We start from the raw sequence: 16,903 nt of genomic DNA, 5'->3' as shown, positions 1-16,903 counted from the left end.
TGCATTCTCTTCGCGCGGACCGGAATCCACTTCGCTTGAAAATGCGGTCGAGGTCAACGGAAGCTGACGCTCACAACCTCGTAGGACTTGCCGCCGCCGGGCGTGTTGACCTGCACGGAATCGCCGACCTTCTTGCCGATCAGCGCGCGCGCGATCGGAGAGCCGATCGAGACCTTGCCCGAGCGCACGTCGGCTTCCGGCTCGCCGACGATCTGGTAGCGCTTCTCTTCCTCGGTGTCGTCGTCGATGAGCTGGACAGTGGCGCCGAACTTGATCGTGTCGCCGCCGAGCTTCGAGACGTCGATGATGTCGGCACGGCCGATCAGCGATTCGAGCTCCATGATGCGGCCCTCGTTCAGCGACTGGGCTTCCTTGGCGGCGTGATATTCGGCGTTCTCAGAGAGATCGCCCAGCGCGCGCGCTTCCGAGATCGCCGTGATGATGCGTTGGCGCTCGACCTGCTGGCGATGCTTCAACTCCGCCTCTAGAGCGGCGAAGCCGCTCGCCGTCATAGGAACCTTGTCCATCGTCCCGTCCCAAATTGCGAAAAGCCGAGCCACGGGCTGCCTCCTCGGCGGCCCGTGCCCCATCTCGATCGTTTATAGAACTGCCTCGCGGCGCAGCTTTCAGGCCGCGCGCACGAAGTAGGATTGCAGCGATCGTACTTCGAGATCGCCGCTGCGGTAGGCCTTGATGCCCTCCGCTGCCGCGATCGCTCCGGCCAAGGTGGTATAATAGGGAACCTTGTGCAAGAGGGCGCTGCGCCGGAGCGAGCGAGAGTCCGCCAAGGCCTGCGGCCCATCGGTCGTGTTGAAGACGAGCTGGATCTCGCCGTTCTTGATGGCGTCGACCACGTGCGGGCGGCCTTCCAGCACCTTGTTGATCTTGGCGGCCGGAATGCCCTCGTCCTGCAGCAGCCTGAGCGTGCCGCCGGTGGCGAGAATGCGGAAGCCGAGATCGGCGAGGATGCGGACGCTCTCCACGATGCGCGGCTTGTCCTCGTCGCGGACCGAGACGAAGACGGTGCCCTTGACCGGAACCTTCGAGCCGGCGCCGAGCTGGCTCTTGGCGAAAGCGATGTCGAAGGAGCGGTCGAGGCCGATGACCTCGCCGGTCGAGCGCATTTCCGGGCCGAGCAGCACGTCGACGCCGGGGAAGCGCGCGAAGGGGAAGACCGCTTCCTTCACGCCGACATGCCCGAGCGAGGCCGGCTTCAGGCCGAAGCTGGCGAGGCTCTCACCGGCCATGATGCGCGCTGCGATCTTGGCGATCGGCTCGCCGATGACCTTGGCGACGAAGGGCACGGTGCGCGAGGCGCGCGGATTGACTTCGAGCACGTAGATGACGCCGTTCTGGATGGCGTATTGCACGTTCATCAGGCCGCCGACATCGAGCGCCAGGGCCATCGCCTTGGTCTGGCGCTCCAGCTCGGCAATGGTCGCGAGCGAAAGCGAGCGCGGCGGCAGCGAACAGGCCGAGTCGCCGGAGTGGATGCCGGCCTCCTCGATATGCTCCATGATGCCGGCGATGAAGGCCTCCTTGCCGTCGGCGAGGCAGTCGACATCGACCTCGATCGCATCCGAGAGATAGCGGTCGAACAGCAGCGGGTTCTTGCCGAGCACCGTGTTGATCTGGCCGGTCTTGTCGTTCGGGTACTTGGCCTTGACCTCGGAGGGGATCAGGCTCGGCAGGGTGCCGAGCAGGTAATCCTCGAACTGCTCCTCGTCGCGGATGATCGCCATGGCGCGACCGCCGAGCACATAGGACGGGCGCACCACGAAGGGCAGGCCGAGCTCGGCCGCGATCATGCGGGCCTGTTCGACCGAATAGGCGATGCCGTTCTTCGGCTGCTTCAGATGCAGCTTGTCGAGCAGACGCTTGAAGCGGTCACGGTCCTCGGCGAGGTCGATCGCGTCGGGCGAGGTGCCGAGGATCGGGATGCCGGCCTCTTCGAGCGCGTTGGCGAGCTTGAGCGGGGTCTGGCCGCCGAACTGGACGATGACGCCGTGCAGCGTGCCGTTCTGCTTCTCGGTCTCGAGGATCTCGAGCACGTCCTCGGCGGTCAGCGGCTCGAAATAGAGCCGGTCCGAGGTGTCGTAGTCGGTCGACACCGTCTCCGGGTTGCAGTTGACCATGATGGTCTCATAGCCGGCATCGCGCAGCGCGTAGCAGGCATGGCAGCAGCAATAGTCGAACTCGATACCCTGGCCGATGCGGTTGGGACCGCCGCCGAGGATGACGACCTTCTTGCGGTCCGAGGGCTGGGCCTCGTCAGCCATCGTGCCGGCGAAGGGCATGGCGTAGGTCGAGTACATGTAAGCCGTCGGCGAGGCGAACTCGGCGGCGCAGGTGTCGATGCGCTTGAACACGGGACGCACGTCGAGGCCGCGGCGGCGGCTCCTGACCTCGCCCTCGCTCAGGTTGGCGAGCGCGGCGAGGCGCTTGTCCGAGAAGCCCATCGCCTTGATCTGGCGGAAGGCGCCCGGCGTGGTCGGCAGACCGTGCTTGCGGATCTTTTCCTCGGTCTCGACGATGCCGCGCATCTGGGCGAGGAACCAGGGGTCGATCTTGCAGCTCTCGTGGATCTGCTCGTCGGTGAAGCCGGCGCGCATGGCCTGCGCGACCTGGAGGATGCGGTCGGGCGTCGGCGTCGAGAGCGCGGCCTTGATCGCGTTCTTGTCGTCGCCATGGCCGACGCCTTCGATCTCGATCTCGTCGAGTCCGTCGAGGCCGGTCTCGAGCGAACGCAGCGCCTTCTGCAGCGATTCCTGGAAGGTGCGGCCGATCGCCATGGCCTCGCCGACCGACTTCATTGCGGTGGTCAGCGTCGGCTCGGCGCCGGGGAATTTCTCGAAGGCGAAGCGCGGGATCTTGGTGACGATATAGTCGATCGTCGGCTCGAAGGAGGCCGGGGTCGCGCCGCCGGTGATGTCGTTCTCGATCTCGTCGAGCGTGTAGCCGACCGCGAGCCGCGCCGCGACCTTGGCGATCGGGAAGCCGGTCGCCTTCGAAGCAAGGGCCGAAGAGCGCGAGACGCGCGGGTTCATCTCGATGACGATCATGCGCCCCGTGGCGGGATCGACCGCGAACTGAACGTTGCTGCCGCCGGTCTCGACGCCGATCTCGCGCAGCACCGCCAGCGAGGCGTCGCGCATGATCTGGTATTCCTTGTCGGTCAGCGTCAGCGCCGGGGCGATGGTGATCGAATCGCCGGTATGGACGCCCATCGGGTCGATGTTCTCGATCGAGCAGACGATGATGCAGTTGTCCTTCTTATCGCGGACAACCTCCATCTCGTACTCCTTCCAGCCGAGCACGCTCTCCTCGATCAGCACCTCGCTGGTCGGCGAGGCGTCCATGCCGCGCTCGACGATGTCGATATACTCGCTCTTGTTATAGGCGATGCCGCCGCCCGTGCCGCCCATGGTGAAGGAGGGCCGGATGATGGCGGGCAGGCCGATATCGTCGAGCACGTCGAGCGCGTGGCCAAGCGTCTTGACGTGATGCGAGCGCGGGGTGGAGAGACCGATCTTGGTCATCGCCTCGCGGAAGCGCTCGCGGTCCTCGGCCTTGTCGATCGCGTCGGCGGTGGCGCCGATCATCTCGACATTGAATTTCTCGAGCACGCCCATCTTCTGCAGCGAGAGGGCGCAGTTCAGGGCGGTCTGGCCGCCCATGGTCGGCAGCAGCGCGTCCGGCCGCTCCTTCTCGATGATCTTGGCGACGATCTCCGGCGTGATCGGCTCTACATAGGTCGCATCGGCCAGCTCCGGATCGGTCATGATCGTCGCCGGGTTCGAATTGACCAGGACGATGCGGTAGCCCTCGGCCTTCAGCGTCTTGCAGGCCTGGGTGCCGGAATAGTCGAACTCGCAAGCCTGGCCGATGATGATCGGGCCCGCGCCGATGATCAGGATCGATTTGATGTCTGTGCGCTTGGGCATGTCTGACCGGTCGGTTCGCGGGCGCGCGCCGCCCCCTCCGATCGGTCGAGCGGGGGCCAAGCGAGCGCCTGAATGAATGCTAGGCGCTCGCTATAGAGTGCAGTTGCGGCGGGGGAAAGCAAAAACGTCCCGCCGGATCGTTCAGCGCACAGGCGGGGCGATCGAGATCTCGTCGATCTCCGGCTCGCGTCGCGCCGGCCGGCGGCGGCGGATCGAGACGAAAAGCAGCGCGAGCGCGCCGATCTCGCAGAGCGCTCCGACGAAGCCGAGCTGCCAGGAGGCGCCGAGACGCAGGGTCTGCTGGCCGAGCGCCGAGCCAGCGGCGATGCCGAAATAGAGCGCCGAGGCGTTGAGCGAGAGCGCGACCACGGCAGCATCCGGCGCCATCGCCGCGAGGCGCGACATCTGCGCGGGATGGCCGGCCCAGCCGGCGCCGCTCCAGACCATGATGATCAGCGGCAGGATGAAGACCGCAGTCTGTGGCGGCAGCGTCGCGGCCACGGTCGAGGCGGCGGCGAGCGCACTGGCGAGCAGAATCAGCACGAAGGTCAGCGAGCGCTCGGGGCCGAAGCGGTCGGCGGCGATGCCGCCCGATTGGTTGCCAATGGCCGAGCCGATGCCGGTGACGACAAGCGCGGCGCTGAGCCAATGGCCGGTGATGCCGGCATGGGCGGCGAGGAAGGGCGCGATATAGGTGTAGAGCGTGAAGGCGCCGGTGGTCCAAAGCGCGGTGGTGCCGAGCGCGAGCAGCACGTCGCCGCGCCTGGCGACCTGCAGCCGCTCGCCAAGCGAGTTGGTGGCGCGCGGCAGGCCTGAAGGCAGCTGGAAGATCAGGCCGAGCAGGGCGAGCGCGCCGACGAGGGCGACGACCAGGAAGGCGAAGTGCCAGCCATAGGCCGCGACCGCCGTGCCAAGCGGCACGCCGAGAATCAGCGAGACGGTCATGCCGCCGGTGACGAGCGCGATGGCGCGGGCGCGGCGTTCCGGCGCGACCAGCGCGACGGCGACCGCATTTGCGGCCGGCATGAAGACGCCGGAGGCGAGGGCCATGACGATGCGGGCGACCATCAGCCAGGTGAAGTCGCTGGTGAAGGCGGCGAGCAGGTTGGCGAGGGTGAAGACGGTGAGCGCTCCGGCGAGCAGCGTGCGCCGGTCGACATCACCGAGCAAGGTCGAGAGGATCGGCGAGCCGATCGCATAGGCGAGCGCGAAGATCGAGATCAGCAGCCCGGCCGTGTCGACCGAGACGCCGAAGGCAGCTGCGAGATTCGGCAGGATGCCGGTGATGACCAGGCTGCCGGTACCGATCGCGAATGCGCCGCCGGCGAGCCAAAGGAGACGGGTGTCCATCGGACAGTCCTTCAAAATTTCAATGAACATTGAATTTAAGGCGGTGCCCACTTTGTGGTCAAGTTAATTTCAATGATCGTTGAATCTTGTCAGGAGTGATGGATTTCCCTATCTCGTTGGGAATGAAGCAACCTTTCCACCCCGAGCTCGACGATGTCCTGCCGGCCGATGTGTTCTCGGCGCTCGGCGATCCGATCAGGCTGGGAATCCTGGTCTCGCTGGCGGATTTCGACGAGGTCGACAAGGCGCGCTGCGGCAGTTTCGCGGAGCTCGCCTCGCCCTCGCTGCTCTCCTATCACTTCGCCAAGCTGCGCGAGGCCGGGATCACGCGCATGCGCTCCGAGGGCACTGCGCGCTTCATCAGCATTCGCCGCGAGGAGTTCGACCGGCGCTTTCCCGGCCTGCTCGACAGCGTGATCGAGACGGCGCGGAGCGATCCCTCGGTCCCGCGCGTCCGGCTGCCGGCCTGATCAGCCGCAGCAGGGACAGCCGGGCCCGAATACGGCGCGGCTGCCGAGAGCGGCGAGGCGGGCGCGCCAGCCCGGGACGCGCTGCTTGAGGTGAGCCAGCGTCCGGTCGCGATCCAGCATGGTCGGGCGGCCATCCTCCAGGACGATGTCGCCAGCGACGATGCTCGTCACCACGTCGCTCGCCCTGGCGTAATAGACCAGCGCCGCGTAGTCGCCGTAATAGGGCTGGAGATGCGGGCGATCGAGATCGACGACGATCAGGTCGGCCTTCTTGCCCGTTTCGAGCGAGCCGATCTCCTCCTGCAGCCCCATGACACGGGCTGCGCCGATCGTGTGCAGCTCCAATGCCTGAGCGCAGGAGAGGGCGGTCGGGCTGCCCAGGCGCAGGCGCATGGCATTGAGTGCGTTGCGCATGCCCTCGAACGGGTCGTTCAGCATCCAGTCGGTGGCGAAGCCGGTCGGAATCCCGCGCTCCATGATGTCCTCGAGCGGCGGATAGCGACCACGCCGCGGATAGATCGTCGGGCAATGGGCATAGGTCGCGCCGCTCTCCTGCGCGGCGTCGAGATCGCCTTTCTCCGCGAAGACGAGATGGGCGAGGACGACATCGGGAGCGAGCATGCCGGTATCGCGCAAAAGCTCGACCGGCCCGCAGCCATGCGCCGCCCGGACCTGCTCGACTTCCGCCGCACTCTGCGCGGCATGGATATGCATGCCGATTCCGAGACGGCTCGCCTCGGCGCGGGCCGCGCGCAACAGCTCGGGTGCGCAGGTATCGGTCGCATGGGTGCCGATGCGCGCCGTGATCCGCCCGCCCGCGGCGCCATGCCAGCGTTCGGCGAAGGCGACGCCGTCGCGCAGGCGTTCCTCGCCGATACCTGCATGGTGCGTGTAGTCGCCGCGCCAGAGATCGTGCAGGCGGACATCGAAGACCTTGTGGGCGATCTGGGCCCGGAGGCCGCAGGCCTCGACCGTTTCGGCGAGCCGGTGCGGCGCGTACCAGATATCGTTGATCGTGGTGATGCCGGCCTGGAGCATGTCGGCGCAGCCGGCCTCGGCCAGCAGGGCCCACTCCTCCTCCTCGATATCCTTCTCCATCCGGAAGGCGACCTCGAGCAGCGCCGCCTTGGCGGCATGGTCGTCGGTCTGGCTGCGGAAGATCAGCGAGGCGGCATGCGAGTGGCAGTTGACGAAGCCCGGCAGGACCGCCTTCGCCTCTCCCGAGAGCGTGCGGGTAGGGAACCAGCTTCCCTCGGGCTGGCGCGGGCCGGCATGGAGGATGCGTCCACGGGATATCGCGACCTCGCCGTCCGGGATCACCGGCATGCCGGGGCTGACCGGATAGAGGAACTCGGCGCGGACAAGCAGGTCGATTTCGGTCATTGCAGGTGCTTTCCACTCCCGGCCGCGATCGCAACAGCTTAGGCGGCGAGCGGCGAAGCGTGTAGGAAATCTGCCGGCATCCGGGCTATAGACCGCGCATGCCGCTCTCCCGCCTCCCGCGCCATTCGCGCCAGATCATCGCCTATGTCTTCGCCGGAGGCGTCACCGCGGTGGCGCATTATTCGCTGCTGATCGGGCTGGTGGAGCTGGCCAAGGTCGATCCGGTGCCGGCGACGCTGGCCGGCTTCGCGCTCGGCGCCGTCGTTTCCTACACGCTGAACCGTTGGCTGACCTTTGACGCGACGCATAGCCACGCCCAGGCGACCTGGCGCTTCGCGCTGATCGCCTTCGGCGGCTTCATCCTGACCGGCATCCTGATGCACGTCTTCGTCGGCCGGCTTGGGCTGCCCTATTTGCCGATGCAGGTCGTCACCACGCTGATCGTGATGGTGTTCTCATTCCTCGGCCACAAGTTCTTCTCGTTCGCCGATCGCGCTGCGCATTGATCAGCCAGGCACGATTCCGTCGCGGCCGTCGAGATCAGGCGTCTCCGGCGGCCTGCGAGCGGCGAAGGTCATCCGGTGAGGGTTGTGGCCGAAATTCGGCTGGCGCTCGACCGCGAGGTAACCGGCACCGCCGATCAGCAGGGTGATCTCGCCCTCCGTATAGGTCGCGAGGCCGAGCTCGGCGCGCAGCTTGCGGTAATCGGAGAGCGCGGTGCGCACGAGCCCCGCCAGCGCCGCGGTCAGGAAGCCGCCGCGCCAGGCGAAGGCGAGGAGCTGCGAGGCATCGGTGAGCGGGCTGACATCGGGCGGGATGACATCGGCGATGACGAGCCTGCCGCCGGGCTTCAGCTTCTCGCGCCAGAGCGCGAGCAGGTCCGACAGCTCGGTGCGGCTCAGATACTGGATCAGCGAATTGGCGACGACGAGGTCGAGCGACGCGTCCTCGAGCGCCGCGACCTCCTCGGGCGAAACGACGGCGATCTTGCGGATATGGCTGAAATTCGCCGCGAGCTTCTCGCGGACGCTCGGCGCGGCCTCGCAGAGATAGAGCTTGCCGCATTGGGCGGCGACACGATCGGCCGAGAGCGCCTCGCCGCAGCCATGGTCGAGCACGACGGCATCGGGCGAGGGGATATGACGGATCACGTCGGCCGCGACCTGCCGGTAGTGCAGGAGCTTATGGCGGGGGGAGACGTAAATCGCGTGCTCGCCGTTCCAGAAATCGCGCCAGGACATGTCTCGCCGTTGCTCGCCCGTGAGAGGGCGGCGCCGTGCCGCCCTGGAGGCCAGGACTACGACGAGCGCCCGCTCGCAACAAGCTTCGGGCGGTGCCGATCTCAATCAGTGAAGCGGATGCCGATCTCTCCCTTCCTGATCCAGACCAGGCTCGCGGCGGCGAAATTGCGCTCGTCGCCGTCGCAATAGGTCAGTTCGAGCGGCAGCGGCCGGTCCGTCTCCGGCTTCAGGCGGGCGCCCGTCAGCGACAGGTCGAGCACCCGGCATTCGACGAGAAAGCGTTGGGACGCGTCGAAAAGCTTCACCATACGCAGATGCGCACGCCATCGCTTCGCCCCCCGGTTCTCCATGCGCTTGCCTTCCTCACGCGACGATCTGCATGACGCTAAGGCGGCTGGATGGAGCGAGGCTTGAGCCACGGGCTCGCCTGCAGAGGCCGGGTTGGTGGAACGTGCAAAGCTCTCTAAGCTCTGGCGCGACTCTGGGGACGCCAATGCTGTTGTTGCCTAAACTTCTGAAGCGCTTCGTCAGGCAGGGCCGCCTGACGGTGATCACGCCCGACAACAAGCGCCATGCCTTCGGGCCGGGCGCGGGACCGATCCATTTCGCCGGCCAGGACAAGATCGCGCCCGAGGTCACGGTGCGCTTCAGCGACGACAAGATCGAGCGCGAGATCTTCCTCAATCCCGAGCTGGCTTTGGCCGAAGGCTATATGGACGGGCGCGTCAATTTCGAGGATGGCTCGACCATCCACGACCTGCTCAGCCTGTTCTGGATGCAGCGCAAGGAGATGCGCAAGCACCCGCTGCAAAAGGCGATCCGCGATGTGCGCTTCCGCATCCGGCGCTGGCGCATGCACAACCCGATCGGTGTCGCCGGCAAGAAGGTCAAGCACCATTACGACATCCCGACCGAGTTCTACCGGCTCTGGCTCGACGAGACGATGACCTATTCCTGCGCGTACTGGCATGCTCCGGACGTAGGACTGGAAAACGCGCAGAAGGCGAAGCTGCGCCATATCGCCGCCAAGCTGAAGATCGAGCCCGGCATGCGCGTGCTCGATATCGGCTCGGGCTGGGGCGAGCTCGCGATCTACCTGGCGAAAGCCTGCGGCGCCAAGGTGACCGGCCTCAACGTCTCGCCCGACCAGATGGCGGCGGCGCAGAAGCGGGCCGAGGCTGCCGGCGTCGGCGATGCGGTGACCTTCATCAACAAGGACTATCGCGAGCTCGAGGGCACGTTCGACCGGGTCGTCTCGGTCGGCATGATGGAGCATGTCGGCGTCGCGCATTACCTCGAATATTTCGAGCGTATCCGCGACCTGCTGACGCCTGACGGCATCGCGCTCGTCCATTGCATCGGGCGCGTCGGTCCACCCGGCTTCACCGGGCCGTTCTTCGACAAGTACATCTTCCCGGGCGGGTATGCGCCGGCGCTGTCGGAGGTTTTCGCAGCGGTCGAGCAGACCGGGCTCTGGCATTCCGACTGCGAATTCTGGCGCCGGCACTACCACTGGACGCTGGAAGCCTGGCGCTCGCGCTTCATGGCCAAGCGCGAGGAGGTCGTGGCGATGATGGGCGAGCGCTTCGCCCGGATGTGGGAATTCTATCTCGGCGCCTGCTCGATCTCGTTCGATATCGGCGGCGACATGGTGTTCCAGCTCCTGCTCGGACCGCATAAGAGCGCCGTGCCGGTGATCCGCGACTACATCACGGATGCGGAGAAGGAACTGGAGGCGCGCGGGTTCTGAGGGCGCGTCAGAGCGTGTTTCCCGGTGCCGGCATCGCCTGCGAGACCTTGACCACGCCGCCGAAGGCGCAGGCGCAGACGCTTTGAGCCGTCGCCATCGGAATGCCCATATGCTTGGTGCAGACCGAAGGCGGCGCCCAGGGAGCCGGGATCGTCGGCGTGCAGGGCATCGGGGTGAGAACGCCCTGCGCCGCCGCCGTCGCCGAGGCCACAGTGGGGTTGGCGGGGCTCTTGCACATGCCGAACGGCGTGATGTTCTTGCCGGGCACGATCTGGACGACGGTCGCGCTGGTCAGCCCGACCTCCTTGGGGGCGGCCGGCAGCTCATCGGCGATGAACGGCGTCGGCATCGCGCCCATCGAACACTCGAGCAAGGTCGCGGTGGTGAGGAACTGAGGCATAGGGTCGGCTCCGGAAGGGAACAGGTCAGAGCATTTCCGCGATTCCCTGAAGCGCGAAAATTCTCTAACCTTCTGTTTTAACGCATTTTCTTCACGCGAACCGGTATCCACTTCGCTCGAAAATGCTCTAGTCGAACAAGCCGCCGATCAGCATGCCGCCGCCCGCGGCGTTGTTGTTGATCGCCGGTGCGTTGTTGGTGATCTGATTGGCGGTGGTCGTGACCAGCGGGCCGTCGATATTCACGCCCTGGCCATCGATGGTGATGCTCGAGGCGCCGTAGCTGAGCTGGATTCCGCTGCGCGTCAGCTTGATGCTAGGCGCAGTCGGGTCCGCAACACGCCCGCGCATCCAGAGAGCCTGTGCCGCGGCCATGGCGCAGCCGCAGGCGCCCGAGATGGCGCTGAGCAGCACCGCCGCCTCATAGAGCTCCATGCCTTTGTCGAGCGCGGTCTTCAGGCCGTTGGCGTCGTCGGCCTTGCTTGCTTCCTGGTCGGCGCTGCCGGCCTCGAGCTCCATGCCGGACATGATCCTGAGCGCTGAGGCATAGGCGGCAAAGCCGCCGGTCTGCGCGGCGACCGACGCGTAGAACGCCACCTTGAAGGTGCCGATCGCGATCTTCATCGGCGCGGTGTCGATCTCGTTGATGCCGAGCTTGATCGAGTTGCTGGCGGAGATCTTGTGGTTCTCGTCCTGCGTCCAGGCGCCGGCAGAGCCCTTGAAGACCGCGCCATGCTCGCCGACCTCGACCTCGAAGCCCTTGCTCATCTCCATCTTGCCGGAGATCGAGCTGCCGAGGCTGAGCGCCAGCGAGTGCTCCATCTTGGCGCCGATGCTGACGCCGTAGCTCGCGTTCAGGCCGACCTCGCCCTTGTTCGCCACGGAGAAATCGAGGCTCTGGGCGCGCTTGTATTCCTGCTCGTACCAGCCGGCCGTTCCCTTGCGCTTCATCGAGACGCTGATGATCTCGCGATTGGCCTGCTGCGGCTTGATCTCGCCCTTCTTGACCCGCTCGGCATCCTTCTCGTCGGAATACTCATAGGTCGCCGAATAGTTCTCGCCGACGATCTCCTCGGCTTTCTCGTCGGCGATGAGGCTATAGGTCTTGCCGGTATGGATGTTGAAATCGCCCTTGGACCAGAGATTGACCTCGGCGTCGGTGAACATGCCGATGCCGGGCTCGTATTTCTGGTCCATCAGCAGGTCCTGCTCCCGCGTCAGGTCCGTGCCATTGTCCTTGAGGCGCTTTTCCGGCTTGCCGACGCGTAGATAGGAGAGCTTGGGAGCGCTCTTGCCGTCCTCGCCGAAATCGACGGCCTGGAAGATCGCGGCGCCGTCGGCGATGCGCGATTCGAGATTGTTCTTCAGGTAGACGTCGAAGCGCGCATCGCTGATGAAGCTCACGCCCGTGCCGGGCTTGAACGCCAGCGCGCGCTTGACGTCGGCGAGTCGTGCGGCCTCTTCCTTATCTTCCTTCTTCTCGGGCTGAGTGCCCTTGGTGGGCTCCTGCGCCAGATCCTGGTTGTCGAAGCCGGGACGTGCCTTCACATAACCACGCGTCGCGCCGACGATGATGCGCTTGGCTACCGCCGGGTCGCTTTCGGTCGTGCCGTGAGCGTGCATCCGGGGATAGCCGATGCGCATGCGCGTGTCGGCGGTCAGGCCCGCATGCTCGTAATCCGTGACATCGGAGGCCTGGAGCAGGAAATCGCTCTCCTTGCCTTTCCGTTCGAGGACGTCGTGGCCGTCATCGGCGGCGGTTTCGGTCTCGGCTTCTGCTACGGCTGCGCTGTCCTGCACGACACGGTCCCCTTTTTGTTCGTTGTCCGGCGCTGCAGCTCAGGCTGCCTTGAAGGCGGCCGTCATGGCCTCGAGCTCGGCGGTCTTCGACTTCATCAGCTCGAGCATGAAATTGAACTTCGCCGGCGTGTCCGGCGCGGCATCGAAGCCGGCCAGGATTTTTGGATCGACCTTGGCGTCGACGAGCGTCTTGCGTGCCTCGGCAAGGGCGGCTTGCTCGTCGCGCAGCAGCAATGCCGCCTCGCTCTCCTGCTCGGGGCCCTTCAGTGCCTGGTAGTCGCGATAGTGCTTCTCGAGCGGAGCGGGCTCCTCGCTCAGCAACTCCTCGGCGAGATACGCGGCGCGCAGTTCCGGCGCCCTGGCGTGGCGCGGCCGGAAGCGCTGCCGCCAGATCAGGTGCAGCTTCTCAGTGTCCATGTCGATATGGACCGTGTCGAGATCGAGCGGGACCTCGCCGAAGCGGGGCTTGTCGCTGTCGCCGAACTCACCTTCGATGAAGAGGCGCAGGCGCTTGCCCGGCAGGCCGGTGACGAAGCTGGCATGGCGCGGGTGGAGGTTCGTGAGCTCGATACGCTCGTCGCCGCGCCAATAGCCCTTGATCCACTGGTCGTCCGAAGCCGCCTGCGCCGTGCGGGGGTCGTAGTCGCGCGGCGGGAGCGGCGCGACGAAGGTCGCCCAATGCTGATCGCGCGTGCCCTCGCGGCCAAAACGCGGCTGCCATTGCGGCGAGATCGGCGCGAAGCAGGCCGGATGCTGCGGCTGTCCTGCGGCCTGCACCGGGGCGTTCGGCATTTCGATATTGGGGAGAAAGAAGAGCTTGCGGCCATCTTCCGCCGTCCAGGGCTCGCTGCCGCGGCCCATCGGATTCTCGGCAACGTTGAGGCCACCGAAGGCGCGTTCCCAGCGCAGCGGCATCTGGGTGAAGGGCAGCGGGCCCTCGATCACCATCTGGCCCTCGGCATAGCGGAGCCAGACGCGGTCACCATGAATCTTGAGGCGCTTGCTGACCGGGCCGATCTCGAGGCCGGCCTCGACCATGGTCGCAGGATGGACATCGGGTGCGTAGCAGGAACCGGTGAGGAGCACCTCGCCGAACGGCTTGTACATGACGAGATCATTGGCGTAGCGCAGGCTCCGGCCGATCTTGTCCATGTGGCGCTCGTCGCCGGTGAAGTTCGCCTGCTCATCGGCAGGTACAGTCGTCGGCAACCGCCAGTTCTGAAGCGAGAAGGTTCCCTTAACGATAAAGCTCAGCTCGGGAACAGCAGGGTCGAGCGTGCCGTCGAGCGGGATGAACTTGTAGGGCAGCGACGAGAACAGCTTCATGAAAGGTTATCCGGGCTTGCCTTGTTGTTGCGAGTGCTTTTCTGCTCCTGCAAACGTTAAGGGCTCGCCACTTCAGCATGGCATCGCAATCTTGCCTGTGACTTGCGGTTAATTTTTAAATATTTAACCGGCTTACTTTGCGGCATGGCCCGAAGGCCATTTTCTGCCGTTGCTATCAGGGCAGCATGGGCGCAACCGGGACCGGAGGCACCGGCGTGTGGTTGATGCTGGGCGCGCCGAGATTGACCGCCATGCCGCCAATCTCGACCGAACCCGTCATGCTGACGATCTTGATGCCGGTCGGACTGATCTCGATGCCGTTCGCGCCGCAGCGCAGGGCAATGGAGGTGCGCGACAGTTCGATATTGGGGGCGAGCGGGTCGGGTGTGCGCAAGGCAGTCCAGATCGCCTGCGCGGCGCCCATGACGATGCCGGCGGCGCAGGTGATCGCGCTCAGCGCCAGCGCGGCCTCGTAGACTTGCATGCCGTCGTCGAGCGCGGAGACCAGGTTATGGGTGTCATCGCCCTTGTTCTCGGCATCCGCGGCGGTCAGCGTCCGGTCGGCGCGCTCGGCGAGATAGGCGTTGAAGCCGGTGAAGGCGGCTGTCTGCGCGACGACAGCGACCGTCAGCACGGCCGAATAGATCTCGAGATTGGCCTTGATCGGCAAGGTATCGACGCCGGCAATCGTCAATTTGACGCTGCTGCTGCCGCAGAGCTCGGCATCCGATTCGAAGGTCCAGGATCCGGACGGATGCTTGAACATCGCGCCGCCGGTGCCGATGTCGATGCCGAAGCCGCGGTTGAGCTCGACCTTGCCGGAGAAGGAGGTGCCGAGGCTGGCGGCGACCGAATGCTCGAACTTCGCGCCGATGCCGAGCGAATAGGACGAGCTGATGCTGAAATCGCCCTTGTTCGCGGTCGAGAAATTCAGGGCGCGGCCGCGGTCGAAGATCTGGCGATACCAGCCGAGCTCGGTCGAGCGCAGCGCGTTGAGGTTAATGATCTTGCGGTCGACGCCCTGGTCGGTGATCTCGCCGGAATTGATCCGCTCGATATCGGCCTTGTTCTGGATCTCGTAGGTGCTGATGACGCTCTCGCCATAGGTCGAGAGGCAATAGCCCTGGGTGGTGAGGTTGATCGCCTCGCTGCTGCGCAGGTTGATGGGCTGGCGCGTCCAGGCGTTAAGCCCGCCATCGCTGAACAGGCCGATGCCGGTCTTCTGCTTCTGATCCGTCAGCTGGTTGTAGCGCCGCGGGAGCTCTACGCCGCCAATGTCCGTCAGCGGCTGATCGGCCTTGCCGATATGGAGATAGCTCAGGGCCGGCTTGACCAAGTCCGGAGCATCGTCCGGATCGGGCACGAAATCCTGGTCGACGGCGTGGAACTGCACGGCGCCATCGGCCACGCGCGTCTCAAAATTATTCTTCAGATAGGTGTTGAAGGTCGCGCCGGTGGTGAAGTTGACCCCGGTCGCAGGCTTGAAGGAGAGCGCCCGCTTGACGTTGACGAGCGGATCATCGTCGTTCGGCCGGACCGCGTTGTCCTGCTCGTCATAGGCCGGCAGATGAGCGGCGGGGAGTTCGGAGACGACGCGGCGGGCGATCTTGGCGTCGCTGACGGTCGCGCCTTGCGCGGTCAGCCGAGGATAGCCGACGCGCATGCGCGTATCCGCGGTGACACCGGGATTATCGTAGTCGAGGACTTCCGGCGCTTCGAGGAGGAGGTCGCTGGTCGGGTTGGGCACGTCGCTGACTCCTTCGATCGGCGCTCGGTTAGAGCATTTCCGCGTTTCTCCGAATCGCGAAAATTTTCTATCTATTTGTTTTGACGCATTTTCTTCACGCGAACCGGTGTCCACTTCGCCCAGAAAATGCTCTAGTGCGGCTTGAGAGCCGCCGTCATGGTTTCGAGCTCGGCCGTCTTGCTCTTGATCAGGTCGATCATCATCGTGAACTTGGCCTGGGAGTCGGGCGCGGCGTCGAAGCGGGCGATGATGCCGGGGTCTAGCTTGGCGTCGACCAGCATCTTGCGCGCCTCGGCCAGAGCGGCCTGCTCGTCACGCTGGGCCTGTGCCAGTTTCGGCTCCTGCGCCGGGGTCTTCAGCGCGGTGAAGTCGCGATAATGGGCCTCGACCGCGGCAGGCGGCTCGCTCAGCAATTCCTCGGCGAGATAGACTGTCTGGATCTCCGCACCTTGCTTGCTGCGCGGGCGGAAGCGCCGGCGCCAGAGCAGGTGCATGCGCTCGGTGGTCATGTCGATATGGACGGTATCGAGATCGAGCGGCACCTCGCCGAACCGCAACTGCTTGCCGTCCTCGGCCAGGGCCTCGATGAACAGGCGCAGGCGCTTGCCCGGCAGGGCCGTGACATAGTGGGCGTGGTCCGGGTGCATGTTGGTGAGGTCGATGCGCTCGTCTCCCTGCCAGTAGCCGGATTTGAGCCACTGGTCCTCGGGGGCGGCCTGCGCGGTACGCGGATCATAATCGCGCGGCGGCAACGGGGCGACGAAGGTCGCCCAATGCTGATCGCGCGTGCCCTCGCGGCCAAGGCGCGGCTGCCATTGTGGCGAGATCGGCGCGAAGCAGACCGGCGGAAGGCGCTGCTCATAGCTGCGGGCCGGCCGGTCGAGCGCTTCGACATTGGCGAGGAAGAAGAACTTTCGGCCGTCCTCGGCGATCCAGGGCTCGATGCCGCGGCCCATCGGATTCTCCGGCAGATTCAGGCCGCCGAAGGCCCGCTCCCAGCGCAAGGGCATCGCCGTGAAGGGCGCCGGCCCCTCGATCGCTAGCTGAGCCTGCGCATTGCGGAACCAGACCCGGTCGCCGACGACCCGAAGGCGCTTGTTGATCGGCCCGATCGTCAGGCCCGCCTCGACGACCGTTGCCGGGCGACCGTCCGGAGCATGGCAATCCGCCGTCAGCAGCACCTCGCCGAACGGTTTGAACATGACGAGGTCGTTGGCGTAGCGCAGGCTGCGGCCGATCTCGTCCATGTAGCGGTCATCGCCGGCGAAATCCTCCTGCTCGTCGGCCGGGAGATCGGTCGGCAGCCGCCAGTTATGAAGGGAAAAGGTCCCCTTCACGATGAAGCTCAGCTCGGGAGCTGCAGGATTGAGCGTGCCGTCGAGGGGGATGAACTTGTATGGCAGCGACGAGAGCAGTTTCATCCGGGGTGGTCCAGGCGCAGCCCCGACATTTCGGAGGCGCGGCTCTTAATCGAAGAAAATTAGCGCGCTGCCA

Annotated in this window: 14 protein-coding genes; 3 read left to right on the top strand and 11 right to left on the bottom strand. The window is 65.6% G+C overall.

The window, feature by feature from the left end:
* Positions 1-53: 53 nt before the first annotated feature.
* The 3 genes from greA to EV560_RS00825 form a co-directional block, all read right to left on the bottom strand.
* Complete coding sequence (gene greA, locus EV560_RS00835) at positions 54-527, bottom strand: transcription elongation factor GreA (protein ID WP_131853054.1); 474 nt, start codon at positions 525-527, stop codon at positions 54-56.
* A 99-nt stretch (positions 528-626) separates the two neighbouring features.
* Positions 627-3,944 carry a carbamoyl-phosphate synthase large subunit gene (carB, locus tag EV560_RS00830; RefSeq protein ID WP_131853052.1) on the bottom strand — a complete coding sequence of 1,106 codons (3,318 nt, stop codon included), beginning with the start codon at positions 3,942-3,944 and terminating at the stop codon, positions 627-629.
* 141 nt (positions 3,945-4,085) lie between these two features.
* Positions 4,086-5,294 (bottom strand): MFS transporter, encoded by a 1,209-nt coding sequence (locus EV560_RS00825; RefSeq protein ID WP_165923261.1) that lies wholly within the window; start codon positions 5,292-5,294, stop codon positions 4,086-4,088.
* Between the two features lie 98 nt (positions 5,295-5,392).
* Between EV560_RS00825 and EV560_RS00820 the strand changes: the two genes are divergently transcribed.
* Positions 5,393-5,764 (top strand): ArsR/SmtB family transcription factor, encoded by a 372-nt coding sequence (locus EV560_RS00820; protein ID WP_248311837.1) that lies wholly within the window; start codon positions 5,393-5,395, stop codon positions 5,762-5,764.
* Here EV560_RS00820 and EV560_RS00815 read toward each other — a convergent pair whose 3' ends face one another.
* Positions 5,765-7,147, bottom strand: a complete 1,383-nt coding sequence (locus EV560_RS00815; protein ID WP_131853048.1) for an amidohydrolase family protein — start codon at positions 7,145-7,147, stop codon at positions 5,765-5,767.
* A 98-nt stretch (positions 7,148-7,245) separates the two neighbouring features.
* Between EV560_RS00815 and EV560_RS00810 the strand changes: the two genes are divergently transcribed.
* Complete coding sequence (locus EV560_RS00810) at positions 7,246-7,653, top strand: GtrA family protein (RefSeq protein WP_131853046.1); 408 nt, start codon at positions 7,246-7,248, stop codon at positions 7,651-7,653.
* Here the strand turns inward: EV560_RS00810 and EV560_RS00805 are convergent, their stop codons facing one another.
* The gene (locus tag EV560_RS00805) at positions 7,654-8,388 is read right to left on the bottom strand and encodes a class I SAM-dependent methyltransferase (protein WP_131853044.1); all 735 of its coding nucleotides are present in this window, start codon (positions 8,386-8,388) and stop codon (positions 7,654-7,656) included.
* 101 nt (positions 8,389-8,489) lie between these two features.
* Positions 8,490-8,738 carry a PilZ domain-containing protein gene (locus EV560_RS00800; protein WP_131853042.1) on the bottom strand — a complete coding sequence of 83 codons (249 nt, stop codon included), beginning with the start codon at positions 8,736-8,738 and terminating at the stop codon, positions 8,490-8,492.
* A gap of 143 nt (positions 8,739-8,881) precedes the next feature.
* On the opposite strand from EV560_RS00800, the gene EV560_RS00795 reads away from it, so the two are divergent.
* Entirely contained in the window at positions 8,882-10,138 is a 1,257-nt protein-coding gene (locus EV560_RS00795) for an SAM-dependent methyltransferase (RefSeq protein WP_131853040.1), read from the top strand.
* A gap of 7 nt (positions 10,139-10,145) precedes the next feature.
* On the opposite strand, the gene EV560_RS00790 is transcribed toward EV560_RS00795, so the two are convergent.
* The 5 genes from EV560_RS00790 to EV560_RS00770 all read right to left on the bottom strand — a co-directional run bounded on the left by EV560_RS00790 (position 10,146) and on the right by EV560_RS00770 (position 16,830).
* Entirely contained in the window at positions 10,146-10,538 is a 393-nt protein-coding gene (locus EV560_RS00790; protein ID WP_248311836.1) for a PAAR-like protein, read from the bottom strand.
* 127 nt (positions 10,539-10,665) lie between these two features.
* Positions 10,666-12,336, bottom strand: coding sequence for a hypothetical protein (locus EV560_RS00785; RefSeq protein ID WP_131853038.1), 1,671 nt, complete (start codon positions 12,334-12,336; stop codon positions 10,666-10,668).
* A 39-nt stretch (positions 12,337-12,375) separates the two neighbouring features.
* On the bottom strand, positions 12,376-13,662 hold the full coding sequence (locus tag EV560_RS00780) for a DUF2169 family type VI secretion system accessory protein (RefSeq protein WP_131853036.1): 1,287 nt from the start codon (positions 13,660-13,662) through the stop codon (positions 12,376-12,378).
* Positions 13,663-13,837: 175 nt separating this feature from the next.
* Entirely contained in the window at positions 13,838-15,409 is a 1,572-nt protein-coding gene (locus EV560_RS00775) for a hypothetical protein (protein WP_131853034.1), read from the bottom strand.
* A 131-nt stretch (positions 15,410-15,540) separates the two neighbouring features.
* On the bottom strand, positions 15,541-16,830 hold the full coding sequence (locus tag EV560_RS00770) for a DUF2169 family type VI secretion system accessory protein (protein WP_131853032.1): 1,290 nt from the start codon (positions 16,828-16,830) through the stop codon (positions 15,541-15,543).
* Between the last annotated feature and the right edge of the window lie 73 nt (positions 16,831-16,903).

It is taken from the genome of Allobosea sp. BK604, assembly GCF_004341515.1.
Classification (GTDB): Bacteria; Pseudomonadota; Alphaproteobacteria; order Rhizobiales; family Beijerinckiaceae; genus Allobosea.
This window is presented reverse-complemented; position numbering and strand designations above follow the sequence as displayed.

Coding starts and splice junctions, on each gene's coding strand:
- greA (WP_131853054.1), bottom strand. CDS start 527: ATGGACAAGGTTCCTATGACGGCGAGCGGCTTCGCCGCTCTAGAGGCG.
- carB (WP_131853052.1), bottom strand. CDS start 3,944: ATGCCCAAGCGCACAGACATCAAATCGATCCTGATCATCGGCGCGGGC.
- EV560_RS00825 (WP_165923261.1), bottom strand. CDS start 5,294: ATGGACACCCGTCTCCTTTGGCTCGCCGGCGGCGCATTCGCGATCGGT.
- EV560_RS00820 (WP_248311837.1), top strand. CDS start 5,393: ATGGATTTCCCTATCTCGTTGGGAATGAAGCAACCTTTCCACCCCGAG.
- EV560_RS00815 (WP_131853048.1), bottom strand. CDS start 7,147: ATGACCGAAATCGACCTGCTTGTCCGCGCCGAGTTCCTCTATCCGGTC.
- EV560_RS00810 (WP_131853046.1), top strand. CDS start 7,246: ATGCCGCTCTCCCGCCTCCCGCGCCATTCGCGCCAGATCATCGCCTAT.
- EV560_RS00805 (WP_131853044.1), bottom strand. CDS start 8,388: ATGTCCTGGCGCGATTTCTGGAACGGCGAGCACGCGATTTACGTCTCC.
- EV560_RS00800 (WP_131853042.1), bottom strand. CDS start 8,738: ATGGAGAACCGGGGGGCGAAGCGATGGCGTGCGCATCTGCGTATGGTG.
- EV560_RS00795 (WP_131853040.1), top strand. CDS start 8,882: ATGCTGTTGTTGCCTAAACTTCTGAAGCGCTTCGTCAGGCAGGGCCGC.
- EV560_RS00790 (WP_248311836.1), bottom strand. CDS start 10,538: ATGCCTCAGTTCCTCACCACCGCGACCTTGCTCGAGTGTTCGATGGGC.
- EV560_RS00780 (WP_131853036.1), bottom strand. CDS start 13,662: ATGAAGCTGTTCTCGTCGCTGCCCTACAAGTTCATCCCGCTCGACGGC.
- EV560_RS00770 (WP_131853032.1), bottom strand. CDS start 16,830: ATGAAACTGCTCTCGTCGCTGCCATACAAGTTCATCCCCCTCGACGGC.